The sequence below is a fragment of the Streptomyces sp. URMC 126 genome (genome assembly GCF_051386555.1).
GTDB lineage: Bacteria > Actinomycetota > Actinomycetes > Streptomycetales > Streptomycetaceae > Streptomyces.
Map to the genome: position 1 here is coordinate 1 of NZ_JBPQTX010000130.1, position 18,266 is coordinate 18,266.

The window sequence follows — 18,266 nt, forward strand, 5'->3', positions numbered from 1 at the left end:
CCCCGGCCCCGACCCCGTCCGCCGGCCCGTCCGAGGACCCGCCCGCAGGCCTCCCGCAACCCCGCGAGACCCCTTCGTTACCGGCCGGTATCCAAACGTACATTTCAGGTCAGTTGGCCGGGAGTTTCCGGTCACAGAACCCTTGACGGGCCCCTTACGGTGCAGAAAACTGCCGTGCATCGGTCGGCATTGTCGAACACCTGACGACAATATTCGCTATGGTGTGCAGTGCGTGCAGTGCTGCAGGGCTGCAGTGCCATGGGACCGATCACCGCCCTCACGGAGGGCGCGGACCGCCGGAGCCACCCGGGGTTCGCCTTCCCCTGGACGAAGGACAAAGGAGTCGCGGGTGTCCAGCTCCGACATCTTCATCGGCGAGACCATCGGTACCGCCGTCTTGATTCTGCTCGGCGGTGGCGTCTGTGCCGCCGTCACCCTGAAGCGCTCGAAGGCGCTGAACGCGGGCTGGCTCGCCATCACCTTCGGGTGGGGTTTCGCCGTGCTGACGGGCGCGTACATCGCCAAGCCCTCCGGTGCCCACCTCAACCCGGCCGTCACGCTCGGCCTGGCGATAGACGGTGCCACCAAGTGGGGTGACGTTCCCCTCTACATCGGTTCCCAGATGCTCGGCGCGATGATCGGCGCGGCGCTGGTCTGGGTCACCTACTACGGACAGTTCCAGGCGCACCTGACCGACCCGGAGCTGGTGGCGACGCTGAACCCCAAGGAGGGGATGGTCGACCAGACCGCCACTCCGCAGGCCGGCCCGGTGCTCGGCATCTTCTCCACCGGTCCGGAGATCCGGAACGTCGCGCAGAACCTCGCGACGGAGATCATCGGCACCGCCGTGCTCGTCCTCGCCATCCTCACCCAGGGCCTGACGGAGGGTCTGGCCGTCAGCGGCACCGGCGTCCTGATGACCGCGTTCGTGGTCGTCGGCATCGGCCTCTCGCTGGGCGGCCCCACCGGTTACGCGATCAACCCCGCGCGCGACCTCGGCCCGCGTATCGTGCATGCGCTGCTTCCGCTGCCCAACAAGGGCGGATCCGACTGGTCCTACGCCTGGATCCCGGTGGTCGGCCCGCTGGCCGGCGCCGCCCTGGCGGCAGGTATCCACAAGCTCGCGTTCTGACGCACGACAGCCGAGACCCTCAGACTTCAGGAGCAAGAGACCACATGACCAGCACCCACGGCACCCACGGTCACGGACCGTTCATCGCGGCCATCGACCAGGGCACGACCTCGTCCCGCTGCATCGTCTTCGACCGCGACGGCCGCATCGTCTCCGTCGACCAGAAGGAGCACGAGCAGATCTTCCCGAAGCCGGGCTGGGTCGAGCACGACGCCAAGGAGATCTGGGCCAACGTCCAGCAGGTCGTCGCCGGTGCCGTCGAGAAGGCCGGCATCACGGCCGCCGACGTCAAGGCGATCGGCATCACCAACCAGCGTGAGACCACGCTGATGTGGGACAAGAACACCGGTGAGCCCGTCCACAACGCCATCGTCTGGCAGGACACCCGCACCGACGGCCTCTGCCGCGAGCTCGGCCGCAACGTCGGCCAGGACCGCTTCCGCCGCGAGACCGGCCTCCCGCTGGCCTCCTACTTCTCCGGTCCGAAGGTCCGCTGGCTGCTGGACAACGTCGAGGGCCTGCGCGAGCGCGCCGAGCGCGGCGACATCCTCTTCGGCACCATGGACTCCTGGGTCATCTGGAACCTCACCGGTGGCGTGGACGGCGGTGTGCACGTCACGGACGTCACCAACGCCTCCCGCACCATGCTGATGAACCTCCGCACCCTGGAGTGGGAGGAGCGCATCCTCTCCTCCATGGGCATCCCGGCCGCCGTGCTGCCGGAGATCCGCTCCTCCGCCGAGGTCTACGGCAACGCCAAGGGCGGCGCCCTGGACGGCGTCCCCGTCGCCTCCGCGCTCGGCGACCAGCAGGCCGCCCTGTTCGGCCAGACCTGCTACGACAAGGGCGAGGCCAAGTCCACCTACGGCACCGGAACGTTCATGCTGATGAACACCGGCGACGAGCCCGTCCAGTCGTACAACGGCCTGCTGACCACCGTCGGTTACCGCATCGGCGACCAGAAGCCCGTCTACGCCCTGGAAGGCTCCATCGCCGTCACCGGTTCGCTGGTGCAGTGGATGCGCGACCAGATGGGCCTCATCAAGTCCGCCGCCGAGATCGAGACCCTCGCCTCCAGCGTCGAGGACAACGGCGGCGCGTACTTCGTGCCGGCCTTCTCCGGCCTGTTCGCCCCCTACTGGCGCTCCGACGCGCGCGGTGTCATCGCGGGCCTGACCCGCTACGTCACCAAGGCGCACATCGCCCGCGCCGTGCTCGAGGCGACCGCCTGGCAGACCCGCGAGATCACCGACGCCATGACCAAGGACTCCGGCGTCGAGCTGACCGCGCTCAAGGTCGACGGCGGCATGACCTCCAACAACTTGCTGATGCAGACCCTCTCGGACTTCCTGGACGCGCCCGTGGTGCGCCCGATGGTCGCCGAGACGACCTGCCTCGGCGCCGCCTACGCCGCCGGCCTGGCCGTCGGCTTCTGGCCCGACACCGACGCCCTCCGCGCCAACTGGCGCCGGGCCGCCGAGTGGACCCCCCGCATGGACGCTGACAAGCGTGACAGCGAGTACAAGAACTGGCTCAAGGCCGTCGAGCGGACCATGGGCTGGATCGACGACGAGAGCTGACTGAGGAGCAACTCATGACTACCCCGCAGAGCGTGCCCACCCTGGGAACGCACCCGGCCGCCGGTGCCAACCCGGGCCGCGCCGAGACCCGGGAGCGCCTGTCCAACGCGACGTACGACCTCCTGGTCATCGGTGGCGGCATCCTGGGCACCTCGGTCGCCTGGCACGCCGCGCAGTCGGGACTGCGGGTCGCGATGGTGGACGCCGGCGACTTCGCCGGCGCCACCTCCTCCGCGTCCTCCAAGCTCGTCCACGGCGGTCTGCGCTACCTGCAGACCGGCGCGGTCAAGCTGGTCGCGGAGAACCACCACGAGCGCCGGGTGCTGGCCAAGGACGTGGCCCCGCACCTGGTCAACCCGCTCACCTTCTACCTGCCCGTCTACAAGGGCGGGCCGGTCGGCGCCGCCAAGCTGGGCGCCGGTGTCTTCGCCTACTCGGCGCTGTCCGCCTTCGGCGACGGCGTCGGCAAGGTGATCTCCCCGTCCCGCGCCAAGGCCGACAACCCCGGTCTGCGCACGGACAACCTCAAGGCCGTCGCGGTCTACTACGACCACCAGATGAACGACTCGCGCGTGGCCGTGATGACCGTCCGCGCCGCCGTCGAGTCCGGCGCGGTCGTCCTCAACCACGCCGAGGTCACCGGCCTGCGCTTCACGCACGGCAAGGTCTCCGGCGCGGAGCTCAAGGACCGCGTGGACGGCACCGAGTTCGGCATCGACGCCCGCGTGGTGCTCAACGCCACCGGTCCCTGGGTCGACCACCTGCGCAAGATGGAGGACAAGGGCGCGGCCCCCTCCATCCGCCTCTCCAAGGGCGCGCACATCGTGATGAAGCGCAAGTCGCCGTGGAAGGCCGCCATGGCCACCCCGATCGACAAGTACCGCATCACCTTCGCCCTCCCGTGGGAGGACCAGCTCCTCCTCGGCACCACCGACACCCAGTACGAGGGCGACCCGGCCGACGTGCGCGCCACGGAGGAGGACATCCAGCAGATCCTGGACGAGGCCGCCTTCTCCATCGTCGACGAGGACCTCGACCGCTCGCTGATGACCTACGCGTTCGCCGGTCTGCGCGTGCTGCCGGGCGGCCCCGGCGACGTGGCGCAGGCCAAGCGCGAGACCGTGGTCACCGAGGGCAAGGGCGGCATGCTGTCCGTCGCCGGCGGCAAGTGGACCACGTACCGCCACATCGGCCGTACGGTCATGAACAAGCTGGCCAAGGTGCCCGGCAGCCCGCTGACCGAGGAGATGGAGCCCGTCTCCAACCTGGTCCGCCGCACCCCGCTGCCCGGTGTCGCCAACCCCAACGCGGTCGCCCACCGCCTGCTCGTGGACCGCGAGCCCGGCACCCGGATGGACCCGCTGACCGCCCGTCACCTCGCCACGCACTACGGCTCGCTGTCCTTCGACATCGCGCGCCTGGCCAACGAGAACCCGGAGCTCGGCGAGCGCATCCACCCGGACGGCCCGGAGATCTGGGCCCAGGTCGCCTACGCCCGCGACTACGAGTGGGCCGAGACGGTCGACGACGTGCTGCGCCGCCGCACCACGCTGACCATCCGCGGCCTGGACGACGAGAACGTCCGCGCCCGGGTGAAGGACATGCTGGAGCGCAAGGGCTGAGCCCCGCCGCACCCCGGCGGGTGAGAAGGGGAGGGACGTGTGACGTCCCTCCCCTTTCCCGTCCCCCTCGTTGTACGAGGCAACCGATGGCGTCCCTCCCCCGTCCCTGGAGGAGAGAGGGGGGCCTTCCATGACATGGCCGGAGATGCGGGCCCGGCTGCGCCGGCTCCGGCGCCTGCCGCGCAGGCGTACCGTCAAGCGGATCGCACTCGCCCTGTTCCTCGTCGTGGCGGTGCCGGTGGTAGGCGCCGCCGGGGCGCTGCGGGCCTCGTACGCGGGCTCGCCCGCCGACGACGCCGTCACGCGCGGGCGGGACGCCGTCTGGCTGGGGCACGCCTGGGTCGACGGGCGCCGCACGGACAAGGACCTGGCGGAGCTCAAGCGGCGCATCGGCGACACCGGCGTCCGGGACCTGTACGTCCACGCGGGCCCGCTGGAGCACGACGGCACCCTGCCCGCGTCCGCCTACCGGGGCGCGCGCCGGCTGGTCGACGCCGTCCACCGCGAGCTGCCCGGGGTCCGGGTGCAGGCGTGGCTCGGCGACGTGGTCGCGCACGGGGGTACGGGCGGGCTGCGGCTGGGGGCCGCCGGGACCCGGGACGCGGTGGTGACGAGCGCACGGCAGGTGCTGAAGGCCGGTTTCGAGGGCGTCCACCTGGACGTGGAGCCCGTTCCCGACGGCGACGGCGGCTTCCTGCGGCTGCTGGACTCCCTGCACGCGGCGGTCCGTTCGGGCGGCGGGGTGCTCTCGGTGGCCGCCCAGCAGATCGACCCGCTGCCGTCGATGCACGCGGCGTCGCGGGCGTTCGGCGGGCACAAGTGGTGGTCGCAGGGGTACTTCGCCAAGGTGGCGCGGCGCACCGACCAGATCGCCGTCATGTCGTACGACACGGCGCTGCCCTGGGAGAGCCTGTACGGCGGGTACGTCGCCCAGCAGACCCGGCTCGCGCTGGAGGTCACCCCGGCCGGCACCGACCTGCTGATGGGAATGCCGTTCTTCCACACCGACGACATGGGCCACCACGGTTCGGCGGAGACCGCCGCCGCCGCGCTGCGCGGCGCCCGGCTCGGACTGACGCGCGAGGACCGGCACCGCGAGCGGTTCGGCGTCGCCCTGTACGTGGACTTCGCGGCCACGGAAGGCGACTGGCGTGCGTACCGCGAGGCGTGGGGTAGGCGGGGGCGGTGACGGCTCCCGGTGACGTGAGGGTGATGAGCATCCCTTGCGCGGACTGCGGACAGCGGTCCCGGAAGTCGTAGGCTTGGGGGCGCACGTTACTGGACCTGCAAACAACTGCACTGAACGGCAACCGGCGGTGGAAGGGACCCCTCCGCCCCGGTCGGAAGGAGGCGCTGGGTGATCGAGCTTGAGGGAGTTCCCGAGCTGATCGACCCGGTCATGATCTGTGCCTTCGAGGGCTGGAACGACGCCGGAGACGCCGCGTCCAGTGCGGTCGCGCATCTCGACCGGGAGTGGAAGGGCGAGGTCTTCGCCGCGCTGGACGCGGAGGACTACTACGACTTCCAGGTCAACCGGCCCACCGTCTGGCTGGACGGCGGGGTCCGCAAGATCACCTGGCCGACCACGCGGCTGTCCGTGGTGCGCACCGGCGGCCCGGGCGGCACGGGCGAGGCGGGCGGGAGACCGCGCGACCTGGTACTGGTCCGGGGCATCGAGCCGAGCATGCGCTGGCGTTCGTTCTGCAACGAGATCCTGGGCTTCGCCCACGAGCTGGGCGTGGAGATGGTGGTGATCCTGGGCTCGCTGCTCGGCGACACCCCGCACACCCGGCCGGTGCCGGTCAGCGGCGTCACCTCCGACCCCGACCTGGCGCGCACCATGGATCTGGAAGAGTCCCGCTACGAGGGCCCGACCGGCATCGTCGGCATCCTCCAGGAGGCCTGCACACACGCGGGCGTCCCCACCGTCAGCCTGTGGGCGGCGGTGCCGCACTACGTCTCGCAGCCGCCGAACCCCAAGGCGACGCTGGCCCTCCTGAACCGGCTGGAGGACCTCATCGACCTGCGCATCCCGCAGGGCGAGCTGCCCGAGGACGCGCGCGCCTGGCAGCTGGGCGTGGACCAGCTGGCGGCGGAGGACAGCGAGGTCGCGGAGTACGTTCAGTCGCTGGAGCAGGCGCGGGACACCGCCGACCTGCCGGAGGCGTCGGGTGAGGCTATCGCCCGCGAGTTCGAGCGGTATCTGCGGCGGCGCGACGGCCAGTCGGGGCCCGGGGCGGGGCCGGGCGCGGCCGGCGGTGTCGGCGGGCCCGGCGGTGTCGCCGGCGGGCCGGGTACGGGCGCGGGGTCCGGGCAGCCGGGCGGCCTGGCGGCCGAGCCGGGGCTCGGCGAGCCGGGCGGCCGGGACGCCTCGTACCTGCGCGACACGACGAGCGGGCGGACGCGTCCGCCGCGGCGGCCGGCGAAGGAACAGCCCGAGCAGCAGCCCGAGCAGCAGTCCGAGCAGTCCGGCCGGCCCGGGGACGCCGACGGGCCGGAGGGCCGTACGGGCGGGGAGCGCGGCGGCGGCGGTGAGGACGAGAGCGGTCCGCCGCCGAAGGGCGACAGCTGATCCGCGAGAGCTGATCCGCGAGAGCGAGAGCTGGGCCGAGGGGCGCCGCCGGGTGGGCGGCGCCCCTCCGCCTTCGGCGCCCCGGCCCCGGCCGTCGGTCCGTCGCGAGCGACACGTACGCTTCCTTTTCGCACCTGTGCGTCATCTTTGCTCGACAAAAGGACAGAACGGCCGTGAAGGCGATCAGGATCAGAACCTACGTCTCCGCGGCCGCCGGGACCGCCCTCGCCCTCTCGCTCACCGCCTGCGGCGGCGGCAAGGAGGACACCCGCGACCCCGGAGCCGTCCTGAAGGCGGCGGCGGAGAAGACCGCCGGGACGAACTCCTACCGGACGAAGCGGCAGGTCACCGAGGTGAACGGCACGGAGCGCGGCGAGTACGCCTTCTCCCGCGAGCCGGACCTGGCCGAGCGCAGGACGTGGCGGACCACGGTGAAGAACGGCAAGAAGGAGCCGGAGCGCTTCGACCACGCCATGAGCGAGGGCCGGACGCTCTACACCCGCGACGCCAAGATCGCCGGCGGCCGGTGGATGAGCAGCAGCCTCCTGGACGAGGGCGAGGAGCCGCCGAAGCCGGAGGACGTCCTCAAGACCGCCGAGGGCTCGCTGCCCAAGCTGCTGGGCGTCCTGCGCACGTCGAAGGACGTCCGCAAGGTGGGCCGCGAGACGGTGAACGGCCACAAGGCCACGCACTTCGCGGGCACGGTCGTCCTCGCCGACCTGGCCGCCTACAAGGGCGACGCGATCCGGGGCTGGATCCGCGATCTGTACGTGGAGGACCACCGCAAGGACGGTCTGGACAAGGTCGGCATCGACCTCTGGATCGGCGCTGACGACCTGCCGGTCAAGGGCGCGGAGCACGGCAAGGGCTCCAAGGGCGAGACGGGTGTGACGGAGGAGTACTCGGACTTCGGGGCGGACCCCGGGATCCGTATCCCGAAGGGCAAGGACGTCATCACGCACGAGGCGTGGCTGCGGGACATCCGCGACAAGGCGTCCCGGGGCCTCGACCCGCTGAGCTGACCCGCCGCCCCCTCCCCCGGCTCGCCGCGGCCCGGGCCGCTCGCCTGTGAGTACAAAAAGCGCAAGCCGACCGCCGAGTTCATCCCTTGCGCGGGCAGGAACGGTGAGTCCGCGACCGACGCCAGGTACGTGCTGATGTACACCGCTTGGCTGGATCTCCCACCGGAGAAGCACGACGAGGCCGGCGTGAGACTCCGCGGGACGCTGGAGAAGGACGGGTACCGCGTCAGTACGTTCCGCCGCTGTCGCCACCCCAAGGAGACCATGGTCCTGGAAGCCAGGCCGGAGTCCGGGGGTCCTTTCATCGGCATCCAGTCCGCTGCCGAGAAGGCGACGGAACTCTCCATCGGATTCGATTCACCGTGCATGCTTCCTCCGTTCGACACGCAGGAGGAGCAATAGGGCGGCCGGCGCACGGCATCTCGCCACGGTGTCACGGGCCGGGGGGAGGACCGTTCTGAGGACCGTTCTCCTCTCCCCCGCCGCGGCGGCGCCGGTCAGAGCTCGTCGTGGTTCCAGTTGCCGTTGGCCATGCCGGTGCTGCCCAGCGCGAGGCGCAGGTACCGCCGCACCTGATCCAGGCCGTTGATCCGGCCGATCGACGGGATGAAGGGGGCCGTGGCGTTCTGGCCCGCCGAGACGCGGTGGTAGTACTCGGAGAGGGAGTCCCACGAGTTCTCCAGCTCCTGCTGCTGGTGCGGCAGGCCGTACTGGAACTCCCACGTCCCCATGGCGGTGCGGAAGGTGCCCTCGACATCGTTGAAGCGGGCGGCCTCGGAGAGCATCTGGATCACCAGGCTGAGCGAACGGGCCGTGTTCTGGCGCTCGTTGCCGGAATTCGGGTTGTTGACGGTCGCCAGCTGCACGAGGGAGGCCCGGATGTCGTTGTAGCTGATCGTCATGGCCTCCCGGCCGCGGCCGGCGGTGCCCGTGAGGGAGTTGTAGTTCGAGCCGAAGTTCAGGGTCTGGACGTTCATGTCGACGTCCGGGCGCGGGTCGGTGGTCTCCCGCAGCCGGCCGGCCAGCGCGCCGTTGATGTCGTTGAACTGGTACGTGGTGCCGCGCTCGTTCGAGAAGCCCCAGATGTAGAGGTTGGAGGGGTTGATCCAGATCCGGACCTGGTGCCGCGCGCCGCGGTCGTCCGGCGCGGTCAGCGACGCCTGGATGATGCCGACGTTCTCCAGCTGCGTCTCCTGGGTGTTGTACCCGGCCGCGGCGTTGCGGAGGCTCTGGACGAACGTCGAGTAGTCGTTCTGCTGGTGCTCACTGGCGCCCTCGTCCGCCAGGTTGATGTACACGTGCGACATGTGCCGCCACTCGGTGCGGGCCTGCGCCGTGCCGGCGGTCGTGAGCGTGCCCGTGACGGCGAGCGCCAGACCGGCGCCGGACAGGATCAGGGAGCGGACGAGGCGGGACTTACGCATGGGGGTGTCTTTCTTCAAGGGCACGCGCTCATGCCGCTGCGGGGCGCGGGCGCGGAGGCCGGTTCGGGAATCGGTACGGCCGCTCCCGCCCCCCGCGCCCGGGGGAGGCGAGCGGGGCGGAAGCGGCGACCGGATTCACCGTAGGGCCGGCCCGGCGGCGCCGGCTGTGCACCGCGTGCACAGTCCTGTCCTCACGGCGCACGGTCCGGCGGTCACCGGGCGGTGGAGCGGCGGCGGCCGGGCGGCGGCCGGTCACCCCGCGCTCTCGACGGCGTCCAGGACCCGTTCCCACGGATAAGCGTCCACGCGCCGCTCCCCCGTCCCCGGCTCGTGCGGCGTCCACCCGCCCTCGCCGTACACCACCCTGACGCCCGTGGCCCGCAGGACGTCCAGCGAGCGGCGGGTGGCCGGGTGCCGGTCCAGCGCGGTGGACCAGAACGGCAGCGCGGCCACCGGCAGTCCGAGCCCGACGGCTTCGGCGAGCAGTCCGAGGGCGTAGGTGTCGGCGATGCCCGCCGCCCATTTGTTGGCCGTGTTCATGGTCATGGGCGCCACGACGAGAGCGTCGGCGGGCGGGTTCCGCTTCCGGTCGCCGACGCGCCGCCAAGTGCTGCGCACAGGGCGCCCGGACGCCGCTTCCAGCGAGGGGACGTCGAGGAGTCCCCCCTCGACCGCCGCGCGGGTCGCGATGACGCAGACGTCCCACCTCGTTCCTTCGCGGCGGTGAGCAGCCGCGTCGCGTTCCGCGCGGGGCCGGCGGCGCAGACGACGGCGTACAGGAAGCGCTGGGTCCTGGCGGTCACCGGCCGCTCATCCTCCCTCCTTCCCGCACCCGCTCACAGAGTCCGGACCCCGGCGTCAGCCCTCCGGGCGCTCCACCGCGATCTCGTAGGCGATCTCCCATCGCGCGTCCGGGACGATGATGTCGGCCGTCTCGACCGGGCGGCCGTCCACGTCGTGGTACGTCCGCTCGATGCGGGTGACCAGGTCACCCAGGCTGACGCCGAGAAGGTTGGCCTGGGCCTGCGTCGCCCGTGACGGTCTCGGTACCTCGACCGCCGTCGCCACCACGACACCGATGGACCGCATGCGTTCCACCACGCCCTTGCCCGCGAACGGACCGAGTTCGGGGAGCACGACCGGGGTGTCGCCGGTGATCGCCATGGGCTCCCAGCTCTCGGAGAGCTGCACCGGCTGACCGTCCGCGAGGAATTCGTAGAGGGTACGGACGCAGGGGTCACCCGGTTCGATGGCCAGCCGCTCGGCGATGTGCTCCGGCGCCGGGATCCGGGCCTCGGAGTGCGACTCCCAGCCGACCGACCGGCCTTGTTCCTCCATGTCCGAACGGAACGGCGAGTCGCGGCGCTGCTCCCGGTGGCGGGACCGGATCATGCGCAGGCGCCGGCGCGGCTCCCGGACGTAGGTGCCGGATCCCGCCCGGCCCTCCAACAGCCCTTCCACTATCAGGCGTTCCTGAGCCTTCTGGAGCACGTTGGGTCCGACGCCGTAGTCGAGGGCGAGTTGCGCCCGGGACGGCAGACGCTGCCCTACGGACCACTCTCCCCGGGCGATCCGCCGGCGGAGGTCATCGGCAACGCGCATATAGGGCGGTTGTTCTGCGGCCATGGGTTCTTCCCGTGCTGCCCCGTGAGGCGTGGAGTTCGGCGGCATTGACAACCTAGTGCATTAGCTGGATTCTAATGCATTAGAAATACGCGGCGTAGCCGACCGCTCACAGGGAGACCCGTGCCTACAGCGAAAGCCCAGGCCGTGGCGCTGGCCGCGCGTTTCGCCGCGGCAACCGGTCAGACGCCGCACACCGACGAGACGCCCGCTCGGATCCGTGTGGAGGTGAACCTTCCACGGGAGTTGAGCGACGCCGCCCGCCGGATCGTCGTCGCGGCCCTCGCCGAAGCGGACCGGTACGGGCATGACCACACCTCCGCGGGAGCAGTGGTGTGGGCCGAAGTGGAACAGAGGAGAGACAAGTGAGTCCCATCGCATCGTTCCGACAGGCCCCCGCATGGACACGGTGGCTGTCCCGCGCGGCGGAGGATCCGCGGACCGCCTTGGCGCATTGGTCGGCCGGGCGCACCACTCCGCTGACCGTCGGCACCGCATGGGATGTTGTCCAGCTCGACTTCACCCTGGCGACCGCGGCCGTCACGCTGTTGAGAGAACGGAACCGCCCGGTCGGTCCGTACCTGATGGGAGGCATGGAACGCGCGATGTGGTGGCTCGTGCCTCTCGGCGCCGGAACCGGGTTCCGCAGTGTGCCGGGCGCGATGCCACGCCCCAAGGGGGCCGAGCTGTTCGCACCGGCCCCGGGCCGGTACGCCGGGGACCGGGTCTGGGTGCTCCCCGAATGGGCCGGGGAGGACCGGCGGATTCCGACCGGCTTCGACGACCTCCGTGAAGCCGCCGGCGAGGCGGCCCGGCTCGTACCCCGGTAGGGCGCCGTTCGGCGGGGCTCCGGGCCCACGGGGGCGCCACAGGCGACACTCGTCGCCCGGCCCCTACCGCCCGGCGGGCCCCCGCAGATCCGCCACCAGGCGGAACCGTTGCAGGACCGTCAACGTCGAGTCGTCCACCGTGAAATCCGGCTCCTCCAGAGCCGCCCGCATGTCAGTGCTGTGCCAGAACGACTCGTGGTTCGCCCGCCATTCGGCGACGGAAGCGTCGCCCTCGCCCTCGTCGACGACGTGGGCGAAGTCGACGTCGGACAGCGGGACGACGCGGACGTCCGTCGTCTCGATGACCGCCACCGGCCGGTCGTCGGAGTCGACGACGACGCTCCGCTCGCCGGCGCGGGGCAGCGGCTCGCCCTCGTGTTCGTAGTCGGCGACCAGGCCGGTGGTGGAGGTCTTGGTGCCGTCGAGGACGGCGGCGACGAGGCGGTCGCGGAGGGGGCCGGGGAAGGCGAACTCGACGCGGGGGAGGTCGGGGGCGGGTCGCATGGCGGCAAATCTAGTGCGGGCGGTCGCGGGGTGACAGGTGCGCCGTTCCCGCGTCGAGGTCGATGCCCGTCCGGCGCGGGGCGCCGTCCTGTTCGTCGTCGCGCAGGACCAGTTCGATACGCCGCTGCTCCAACTGGGCGCGCTTGCCCGGGTACATGAGTCCGTGCAGCTCCTCCGTGGCGGTCGCGCCCGCTCCGCGCGCGGCGCCGGCCGTACTGCCCCGGAGCAGGTGAACGGCCTTGCGCCCGGCGGCCGCCAGGAAGAGGGGGACGACGATAAGGAGGGCCAGGCCCGGGCCCGTCAGGAGGCTCGTCATGACACGGGAACGTGGTGGGCCCGAGGGAGGTTCCTTCGGCTCCCGATCCCCGCCCGGGCCCGGGCCCTCGCGTCAGTCGATCGCGGTCGCCCCGCGCAGCCTCAGCGTGAACGGGTGGTCCGTGGAGCGGCTCGGTGTGGTGATGTGGATGGCGCCTCCGCGGTCGGCGGGGTCGTAGCGCCAGCCGGGAGCGGACGAGGTGTCGGATGTGGCGCGCGGCAGGGGGCGGCCGTCCAGGAGGACCGTTCGCGGGGCCGTGCGGGAGTGGACGGCGAAGGTGTAGGGGCGGGTGGCCTGTTTGCCCTGGAAGGCACCGTGCGAGGCGCCTACGCGGACGGTCACGTCGCCCCGGCCGGTGCTCGGGGCGTGGACGGCCACCGTCTGGCGGGCCGACGCGCCCGTGCGGTGGGCGCGGGTGACGCCGTCGTCCTCGTAGAGGGTGAAGGACGAGCTGCCCTTCGGGTAGAGGTCCCAGGCGAGCGGGGAGTCCGGGGTGCGGTCGCGGTGGGAGCGGATGCCGGGCCACATGGGGATGTTCGCCCCGGCCTTCACGAAGAGGGGGAGGGTGTCGAGCGGGGCGCGGTAGCCGTTCAGCGTCGTCGGGCCGTGGTACGTGCGTCCCGTCCAGTAGTCGGTCCAGGTGCCGCGCGGCAGGTAGATGCCGTCGCGGGTCTCCTTGTCCTCGTACACGGGGGCGACGAGGAAGTACTCGCCGGTCAGGAACTCGTACTTCGCCGCGTCGGAAGCCGCCTTGGGGTCGTCCGGGTACTCCAGGGCCAGCGGGCGGACCGGGCCGACGCCGGTGCGGGTGGCTTCGGCCGCGTACGTGTACATGTACGGGAGCAGGGACTCCTTGAGCTTGAGGTACTTGCGGTTGATCGAGGTGTACGGCTCGCCGTACCGCCAGGGCTGCTTGTCGCTCGGGGCCCAGCCGTCCATCGTCATCACGGCCGGCAGGAACGCCTTCCACTGGAGATCGCGGACGTACGTCTTCGGACTGCCGCCGAAGATGCCGTCGATGTCGCCGGTAGTGTAGGCGAGGCCGGACATGGTCGCGCCCGCGTACGTGGGGATCTGCCAGCGGATGTAGTCCCACGAGCCCTTCTGGTCGCCGGACCACTGGACGCCGCAGCGCTGGGCGCCGGACCAGCTCTCGGGGGCCCAGGTGAAGCCGCGGGCGTCGCTGTTGTCCTCGATGCCCTTGTACGCGTCCTTGCAGCCGTCGAGGGCGAACTTGTAGCCGTCGCCGACCCAGGCGACGTCCAGTTTGGCGACGCGCTGCCCGGCCTTCACCTGGTCGGCGAGTTTCGCGAGGCCGTCCTCGGTCCACAGGCCCATGGTCATCTTGCGGTCGGCGAGGCCCTTGTTCACCTCGGGGAGGTTCTCGTAGCCGCATCCGTAGCCGTCGTTGACGAGCATCCAGCCGAGCGGCAGGTCGTGAGCGACGTAGCCGTCGGCGACCTTGAGGGCGTCGAGGGTGCGGCGTTCGCCGCGGTTCTTGTTGTGCAGGTAGCAGTCGGAGTCGCCGACCTCCAGGCCGTACAGCGGCGGCAGGAAGGGGCGGCCGGTCAGGCGGGTGTAGCCGCCGATGACGTCCTTCGGCGTCCGTCCCGCGAAGTAGTACGCGTCGAAGCGCTGTTCGCGGGCGGTGGCCGTGACCGGGTCGGCGAAGTCGTAGGTGTTGGGGGCGTACGTGTTGCGGTAGACGCCGTAGCCCGCCGAGGAGAGGTAGAACGGGACGGAGTTGGGGTGGCCGCCGTCGTCCCAGTTGTAGTCGACGCCGACCTCCACCTTCTTGTCACGGTGCGAGGTGTTGCCGCGGCCGTTCTGCATGCCGGCGCCGTAGAACCGCTCGTCGGCGCCGCGCGCGAGGGTCTGTGTCGTGCCGTCCTTGTCCCAGGTCAGGCCCTTGGTCTCGGACCAGAGGCGGGTGCCGTCGGCGCGGTGGAGGGCGAAGCGGAGCGGTGCCTTGTAGGCGCGCAGGGTGAGGCGGGAGGTGCTCAGTTCGTAGCGGTCGCCGCGGTCGCGCCAGCGGGTGGGCGGGGGCGCGCCCTGCGGCAGGACGATGTCCTCGCCCGTGGGGTCGGTGAACTTTCCGTCGGGGGCGAGTTCGAGGCGGAAGGCGTCCGGGGTGACGAAGCGGACGCGGGCCTCGGCGTCGCCCGCGCGTAACCGGTAGTCGGGTCCGTGGGCGGTGAAGCCGGTGACGTCGCCGACGGTGTGCCGCGCGGGGGCGGGCGGATCCGCGGCGGCCCGGGCGCCCGCCTGCGGGGCGGCGAGGGCCGCGAGGAGGCCCAGGAGGGCGGCGGCGACGGGGGTTCTGCGTCGTCTGCGGGTGGTCATGCGGAATGCTTAGCGCACTGTCGTGCGCATGACTACGGGGCGTCCCCTCCCGTTCCTCGGCCGCGCCTCGGGCCCGGAGCCACGCGCCGCGCGGTCGTCCCCGTACGCCGGCCCGCCCGCCGGACGGGCCGGTTCACCGCACCGCCCCCAGGTCGAAGTAGTCCCGCCACGCCGCTATCAGCCCGTCCCGGACCTCGAAGACGCCCGTCACCCGTACCCGGACGACCGCGCCCGAGCGGAGCGTCATCGTGTCGGTCCGTTCGTTGAAGACCACTCCCCCGCCCTCGGTGGCCGAGGATGCCTGGTGGTGGACGGTGAACTCGGCGGCGCTGAACCGGGCCAGGAAGTCGGTGAAGTAGGCCCGTATCCGGTCCCGGCCGGTGACGGGCGGCAGGGGCATGCTGTGGTACGTCCCGTCCTCCGCGAAGAAGTCCGCGAGCCGGCCGGCGTCCAGCCCGTCCCACGCCGCGAGGAACCGCGCGACGACCTCCTCGTACCGCTCGTACTCCTCGCTCTCCGCTCCCGACACGGCGGTCACCTTCCTCCTCCGACGACCCTTCCTCCTGCCCAGCGCTCTCCGGCGGCCGGATGTTCCGGCCGGGGGGACGGGGGCGGGGGCCGAGCCGCTCAGGAGCGCATCGCGCGCGCTGACGCGGCCGCGGGGCCGGCTCGGGCACCGGATGCCACGGCCGGCCCCGGATCCCCGTCAGGCGCAGCCGCCCGTCAGCCGGATGTTCCGTGACGACGCCCCGACGTACACCGGCCGCTCCCCGCGCGTCCGGACCCAGCGCTTCCGGTCCGTGTCCCAGTACGAGAACTGCCGCTCGCTCACCCGGACCGTGACCCGGCGCGCCTCTCCGGCGCGCAGCTCGACGCGTTCGAAGCCCACGAGGGCCCGCGGGGGCAGCTCGACCGGGGCCTCGCGCGGCGGTCCGAGGTAGACCTGGGGTACGTCGGCGCCCGTCCGGTCACCGGTGTTGGTGACGGTGAACGTCACGGCGCAGCCGCCGCCGTCGGCCCGGACGGCGAGCCGGTCGTAGCGGAAGCGGGTGTAGGACAGGCCGTGGCCGAAGGGGAAGAGGGGCTCGGTCCCGGCGCGGTCGAAGCCGCGGTAGCCGGCGAAGACGCCCTCGCTGTACGTCACGACCCGGTTCACGCCCTGGTAGCGCTCGGGGTGGGCCGGGTCGTGCACCGGGTGGTCGGTGAGCTTCCGCGGCCAGGTGACGACGAGCCGGCCGCCGGGAGTGGCGCGGCCGAGGAGCAGGTCGGCGGTGGCCCGGCCGCCCTCCTGGCCGACGTACCCGAGGTGCAGCAGCGTCCGTACCGCCGACCGCCAGGGCATGGTGACCGGACCGCCCGTGTTGAGGACCACGACCGTCCGGGGGTTGGCCGCCGCGACCGCCGCGACCAGGTCGTCCTGGTGGTCGGGCAGGGTGAGGCCGGTGGCGTCCGCGACGCCGGCGAACGAGCCGCCGGAGCCGTTCCAGACGAAGACGACCGGCGTGTGGGCCGAGCGCGCCAGCTCCGCGGCCTCCCGGACGTCCGCGGCGCGCCGGGCCGGGGTCACCCAGGCGAGCCGGACTTCGACCGGGCCGCGGCCGGTGACGTCCTCCGCCCAGCCGGCCGCCGTGACCTCGATCCGGTGGTCGCGGCCGGCGGTCAGCCGCACGGCGGCGCGGCCGTTGTCCAGGCCGTCCGTCGTCGGGACGATGCTCGTCCACTTGCGGACGAAGCTGTCGCGGGACGTGGCGGCCGTGGCGACCGGTTCGCCGTCCAGGGAGAGGGTGAGCGCGGCGCCCCAGCCCTGCACGCACAGGGTGTACTCGCCGGAGTCCGGGACCCGGAGGACGCCGGTCCAGGTGTGGCGGGAGCCCGTCGGGAGCGCCCGGTCGCCGGTGAAGTCCAGGGTGGCGTCGGTGGCGGTGGCTCCGGAGCCCGAGACGCGGCGCAGGCCGCCCGGGAGCGCGGCGGCGGGCACGGGGGTGCCGGTGAGGTCGGCGCCGACCGCGTACCGCACCCGGGACGGGCCGCCGGGGGTCCGTCTCAGCGCGTCCAGCGGGCTCACCATCCGGTCCTCGAAGCCGTACGCGCGCTCCCCTCCCGCCGACACCGCCACCTGCGCGGCGGTCGGGCCGATCAGCGCCAGGTCGGCGAGGGCGGCGGGGCCGAGCGGGAGGCAGCCGTCGTCGTTCGCCAGGAGGACGGCTCCGGCGGTGGCCACCTGCCGGGCCACCCGGGCGCCGGCCTCCACGTCGATCGCCGGCCGGGCGGGGACCCGGCCGCCGTCGAGCAGCCCGAACGCGTCGTAGCGGCCCAGGATCCGGCCCACGGCGCGGTCGAGCGCCGCCTCGGGGACCCTGCCGTCGGCGATCGCCTTCCTGAGGGCGGCGCCGAAGTACGAGTCGTCGGGCATCTGCTGATCGAGTCCGGCCTCGATGGAGACGGAGTGGGTGGCGCCCCAGTCGGAGGTGACGAAGCCCTCGAAGCCGAGCTCGCCGCGGAGGACGCCGGTGAGCGTGTCCCGGTTGGCGCTGTTCCACTCGCCGTTGAGGTGGTTGTAGGCGGCCATGACGGAGGCGACGCCGGCCCGGACGGCGGCCTCCCAGGCGGGGAGGTAGACCTCGTGCAGGGTGCGGTCGTCGATCCGGAAGTCGTAGGCGCCCTCGCCGGTGACGAAGTCGCCGGACTGGCCCAGGACCTGGTTGTTGGCGAGGAAGTGCTTGGCCTGGGCGAGCATGCCCTGCGCCTGCACGCCCTCGACCTGCGCGGCACCGATCACGGCGGCGAGGTGCGGGTCCTCGCCCGCCTGGTCCTTGTTCCGGCTGAACAGCGGGGTGCGGGACAGTTCGATCTGCGGGGCGAGCAGCAGGTCCATGCCGAGGGTGCGGCCCTCGCGCCCCATGACCGCGCCGTACTCGCGGGCGAGGTCCGGGTCGAAGGCGGCGGCGAGGGTGGAGACCGGGGGCAGCCCGGTCGCGGACCGGGCCACGTTGACGCCGGCCGGGCCGTCGGTGAGCCGCAGTTCGGGGATGCCCAGGCGCGGCACGCCGGGCAGGTACCCGGCCTGGCCGAGGCGGCGGGGGTCGACGGCGCCGTGGACCAGGGAGAGTTTCTCGTCGAGGGTGAGCCGGGCGAGGAGCGCGCGGACCCGGTCGGACGGGGTGGCCCCGGGCGGTACGGCGTCCGGCGGCGCGGCGGAGGCGGCGCGGGCCGCCGGGGCGGGCGCCGCGAGGAGCGCGAAAGCGGCGGTGGCGGCGGAGGCGCCCAGCAGGCCGAGCAGGTGGCGGCGGCCGAGGGC

16 protein-coding genes and 2 pseudogenes are annotated in these 18,266 nt (G+C 72.4%); 9 read left to right on the forward strand and 9 right to left on the reverse strand.

What is annotated here, in order from left to right:
* Nucleotides 1–349: 349 nt before the first annotated feature.
* The 7 genes from ACSNOK_RS17380 to ACSNOK_RS17410 all read left to right on the forward strand — a co-directional run bounded on the left by ACSNOK_RS17380 (nt 350) and on the right by ACSNOK_RS17410 (nt 8,330).
* Entirely contained in the window at nt 350–1,132 is a 783-nt protein-coding gene (locus tag ACSNOK_RS17380) for an MIP/aquaporin family protein (protein WP_436781604.1), read from the forward strand.
* 44 nt (nt 1,133–1,176) lie between these two features.
* Nucleotides 1,177–2,712, forward strand: a complete 1,536-nt coding sequence (glpK, locus tag ACSNOK_RS17385) for a glycerol kinase GlpK (RefSeq protein ID WP_436781605.1) — start codon at nt 1,177–1,179, stop codon at nt 2,710–2,712.
* Between the two features lie 14 nt (nt 2,713–2,726).
* Nucleotides 2,727–4,334, forward strand: coding sequence for an FAD-dependent oxidoreductase (locus ACSNOK_RS17390; RefSeq protein WP_436781606.1), 1,608 nt, complete (start codon nt 2,727–2,729; stop codon nt 4,332–4,334).
* A 130-nt stretch (nt 4,335–4,464) separates the two neighbouring features.
* Nucleotides 4,465–5,523 (forward strand): hypothetical protein, encoded by a 1,059-nt coding sequence (locus ACSNOK_RS17395; RefSeq protein ID WP_436781607.1) that lies wholly within the window; start codon nt 4,465–4,467, stop codon nt 5,521–5,523.
* A gap of 168 nt (nt 5,524–5,691) precedes the next feature.
* Nucleotides 5,692–6,906: a PAC2 family protein gene (locus ACSNOK_RS17400; protein WP_436781608.1), complete on the forward strand. Its 1,215-nt coding sequence runs from the start codon at nt 5,692–5,694 to the stop codon at nt 6,904–6,906.
* 173 nt (nt 6,907–7,079) lie between these two features.
* Entirely contained in the window at nt 7,080–7,928 is an 849-nt protein-coding gene (locus ACSNOK_RS17405; protein WP_436781609.1) for a hypothetical protein, read from the forward strand.
* Between the two features lie 129 nt (nt 7,929–8,057).
* A complete protein-coding gene (locus tag ACSNOK_RS17410) occupies nt 8,058–8,330 on the forward strand; it encodes a hypothetical protein (RefSeq protein WP_436781610.1) in 273 nt (90 codons plus the stop codon).
* A 95-nt stretch (nt 8,331–8,425) separates the two neighbouring features.
* Here the strand turns inward: ACSNOK_RS17410 and ACSNOK_RS17415 are convergent, their stop codons facing one another.
* The 4 genes and pseudogenes from ACSNOK_RS17415 to ACSNOK_RS17430 all read right to left on the reverse strand — a co-directional run bounded on the left by ACSNOK_RS17415 (nt 8,426) and on the right by ACSNOK_RS17430 (nt 10,978).
* The gene (locus ACSNOK_RS17415) at nt 8,426–9,352 is read right to left on the reverse strand and encodes a ribosome-inactivating family protein (RefSeq protein WP_436781611.1); all 927 of its coding nucleotides are present in this window, start codon (nt 9,350–9,352) and stop codon (nt 8,426–8,428) included.
* A 252-nt stretch (nt 9,353–9,604) separates the two neighbouring features.
* Nucleotides 9,605–9,898 carry a hypothetical protein gene (locus ACSNOK_RS17420; RefSeq protein ID WP_436781612.1) on the reverse strand — a complete coding sequence of 98 codons (294 nt, stop codon included), beginning with the start codon at nt 9,896–9,898 and terminating at the stop codon, nt 9,605–9,607.
* A 6-nt stretch (nt 9,899–9,904) separates the two neighbouring features.
* Nucleotides 9,905–10,117 (reverse strand): annotated as a pseudogene (locus tag ACSNOK_RS17425) (hypothetical protein); the annotation flags it as partial.
* A gap of 93 nt (nt 10,118–10,210) precedes the next feature.
* On the reverse strand, nt 10,211–10,978 hold the full coding sequence (locus ACSNOK_RS17430; protein WP_436781613.1) for a GntR family transcriptional regulator: 768 nt from the start codon (nt 10,976–10,978) through the stop codon (nt 10,211–10,213).
* A gap of 120 nt (nt 10,979–11,098) precedes the next feature.
* Here ACSNOK_RS17430 and ACSNOK_RS17435 point away from each other — a divergent pair, with 120 nt between their 5' ends.
* Nucleotides 11,099–11,344, forward strand: a complete 246-nt coding sequence (locus ACSNOK_RS17435; protein ID WP_436781614.1) for a hypothetical protein — start codon at nt 11,099–11,101, stop codon at nt 11,342–11,344.
* Complete coding sequence (locus ACSNOK_RS17440; RefSeq protein ID WP_436781615.1) at nt 11,341–11,805, forward strand: hypothetical protein; 465 nt, start codon at nt 11,341–11,343, stop codon at nt 11,803–11,805. Before ACSNOK_RS17435 ends, ACSNOK_RS17440 begins: the two co-directional genes overlap by 4 nt.
* A 63-nt stretch (nt 11,806–11,868) precedes the next feature.
* Here the strand turns inward: ACSNOK_RS17440 and ACSNOK_RS17445 are convergent, their stop codons facing one another.
* From ACSNOK_RS17445 to ACSNOK_RS17465, 5 genes and pseudogenes are all read right to left on the reverse strand, one after another.
* The gene (locus tag ACSNOK_RS17445; RefSeq protein ID WP_436781616.1) at nt 11,869–12,309 is read right to left on the reverse strand and encodes an ASCH domain-containing protein; all 441 of its coding nucleotides are present in this window, start codon (nt 12,307–12,309) and stop codon (nt 11,869–11,871) included.
* A 10-nt stretch (nt 12,310–12,319) separates the two neighbouring features.
* Nucleotides 12,320–12,625 (reverse strand): DUF6191 domain-containing protein, encoded by a 306-nt coding sequence (locus ACSNOK_RS17450; protein WP_436781617.1) that lies wholly within the window; start codon nt 12,623–12,625, stop codon nt 12,320–12,322.
* A gap of 78 nt (nt 12,626–12,703) precedes the next feature.
* Nucleotides 12,704–14,968 (reverse strand): annotated as a pseudogene (locus ACSNOK_RS17455) (TIM-barrel domain-containing protein); the annotation flags it as partial.
* Between the two features lie 133 nt (nt 14,969–15,101).
* Nucleotides 15,102–15,506 carry an SgcJ/EcaC family oxidoreductase gene (locus ACSNOK_RS17460; RefSeq protein ID WP_436781618.1) on the reverse strand — a complete coding sequence of 135 codons (405 nt, stop codon included), beginning with the start codon at nt 15,504–15,506 and terminating at the stop codon, nt 15,102–15,104.
* A gap of 168 nt (nt 15,507–15,674) precedes the next feature.
* Nucleotides 15,675–18,266: glycoside hydrolase family 3 protein (locus ACSNOK_RS17465; RefSeq protein ID WP_436781619.1), on the reverse strand; the 2,592-nt coding region annotated here is incomplete at its 5' end.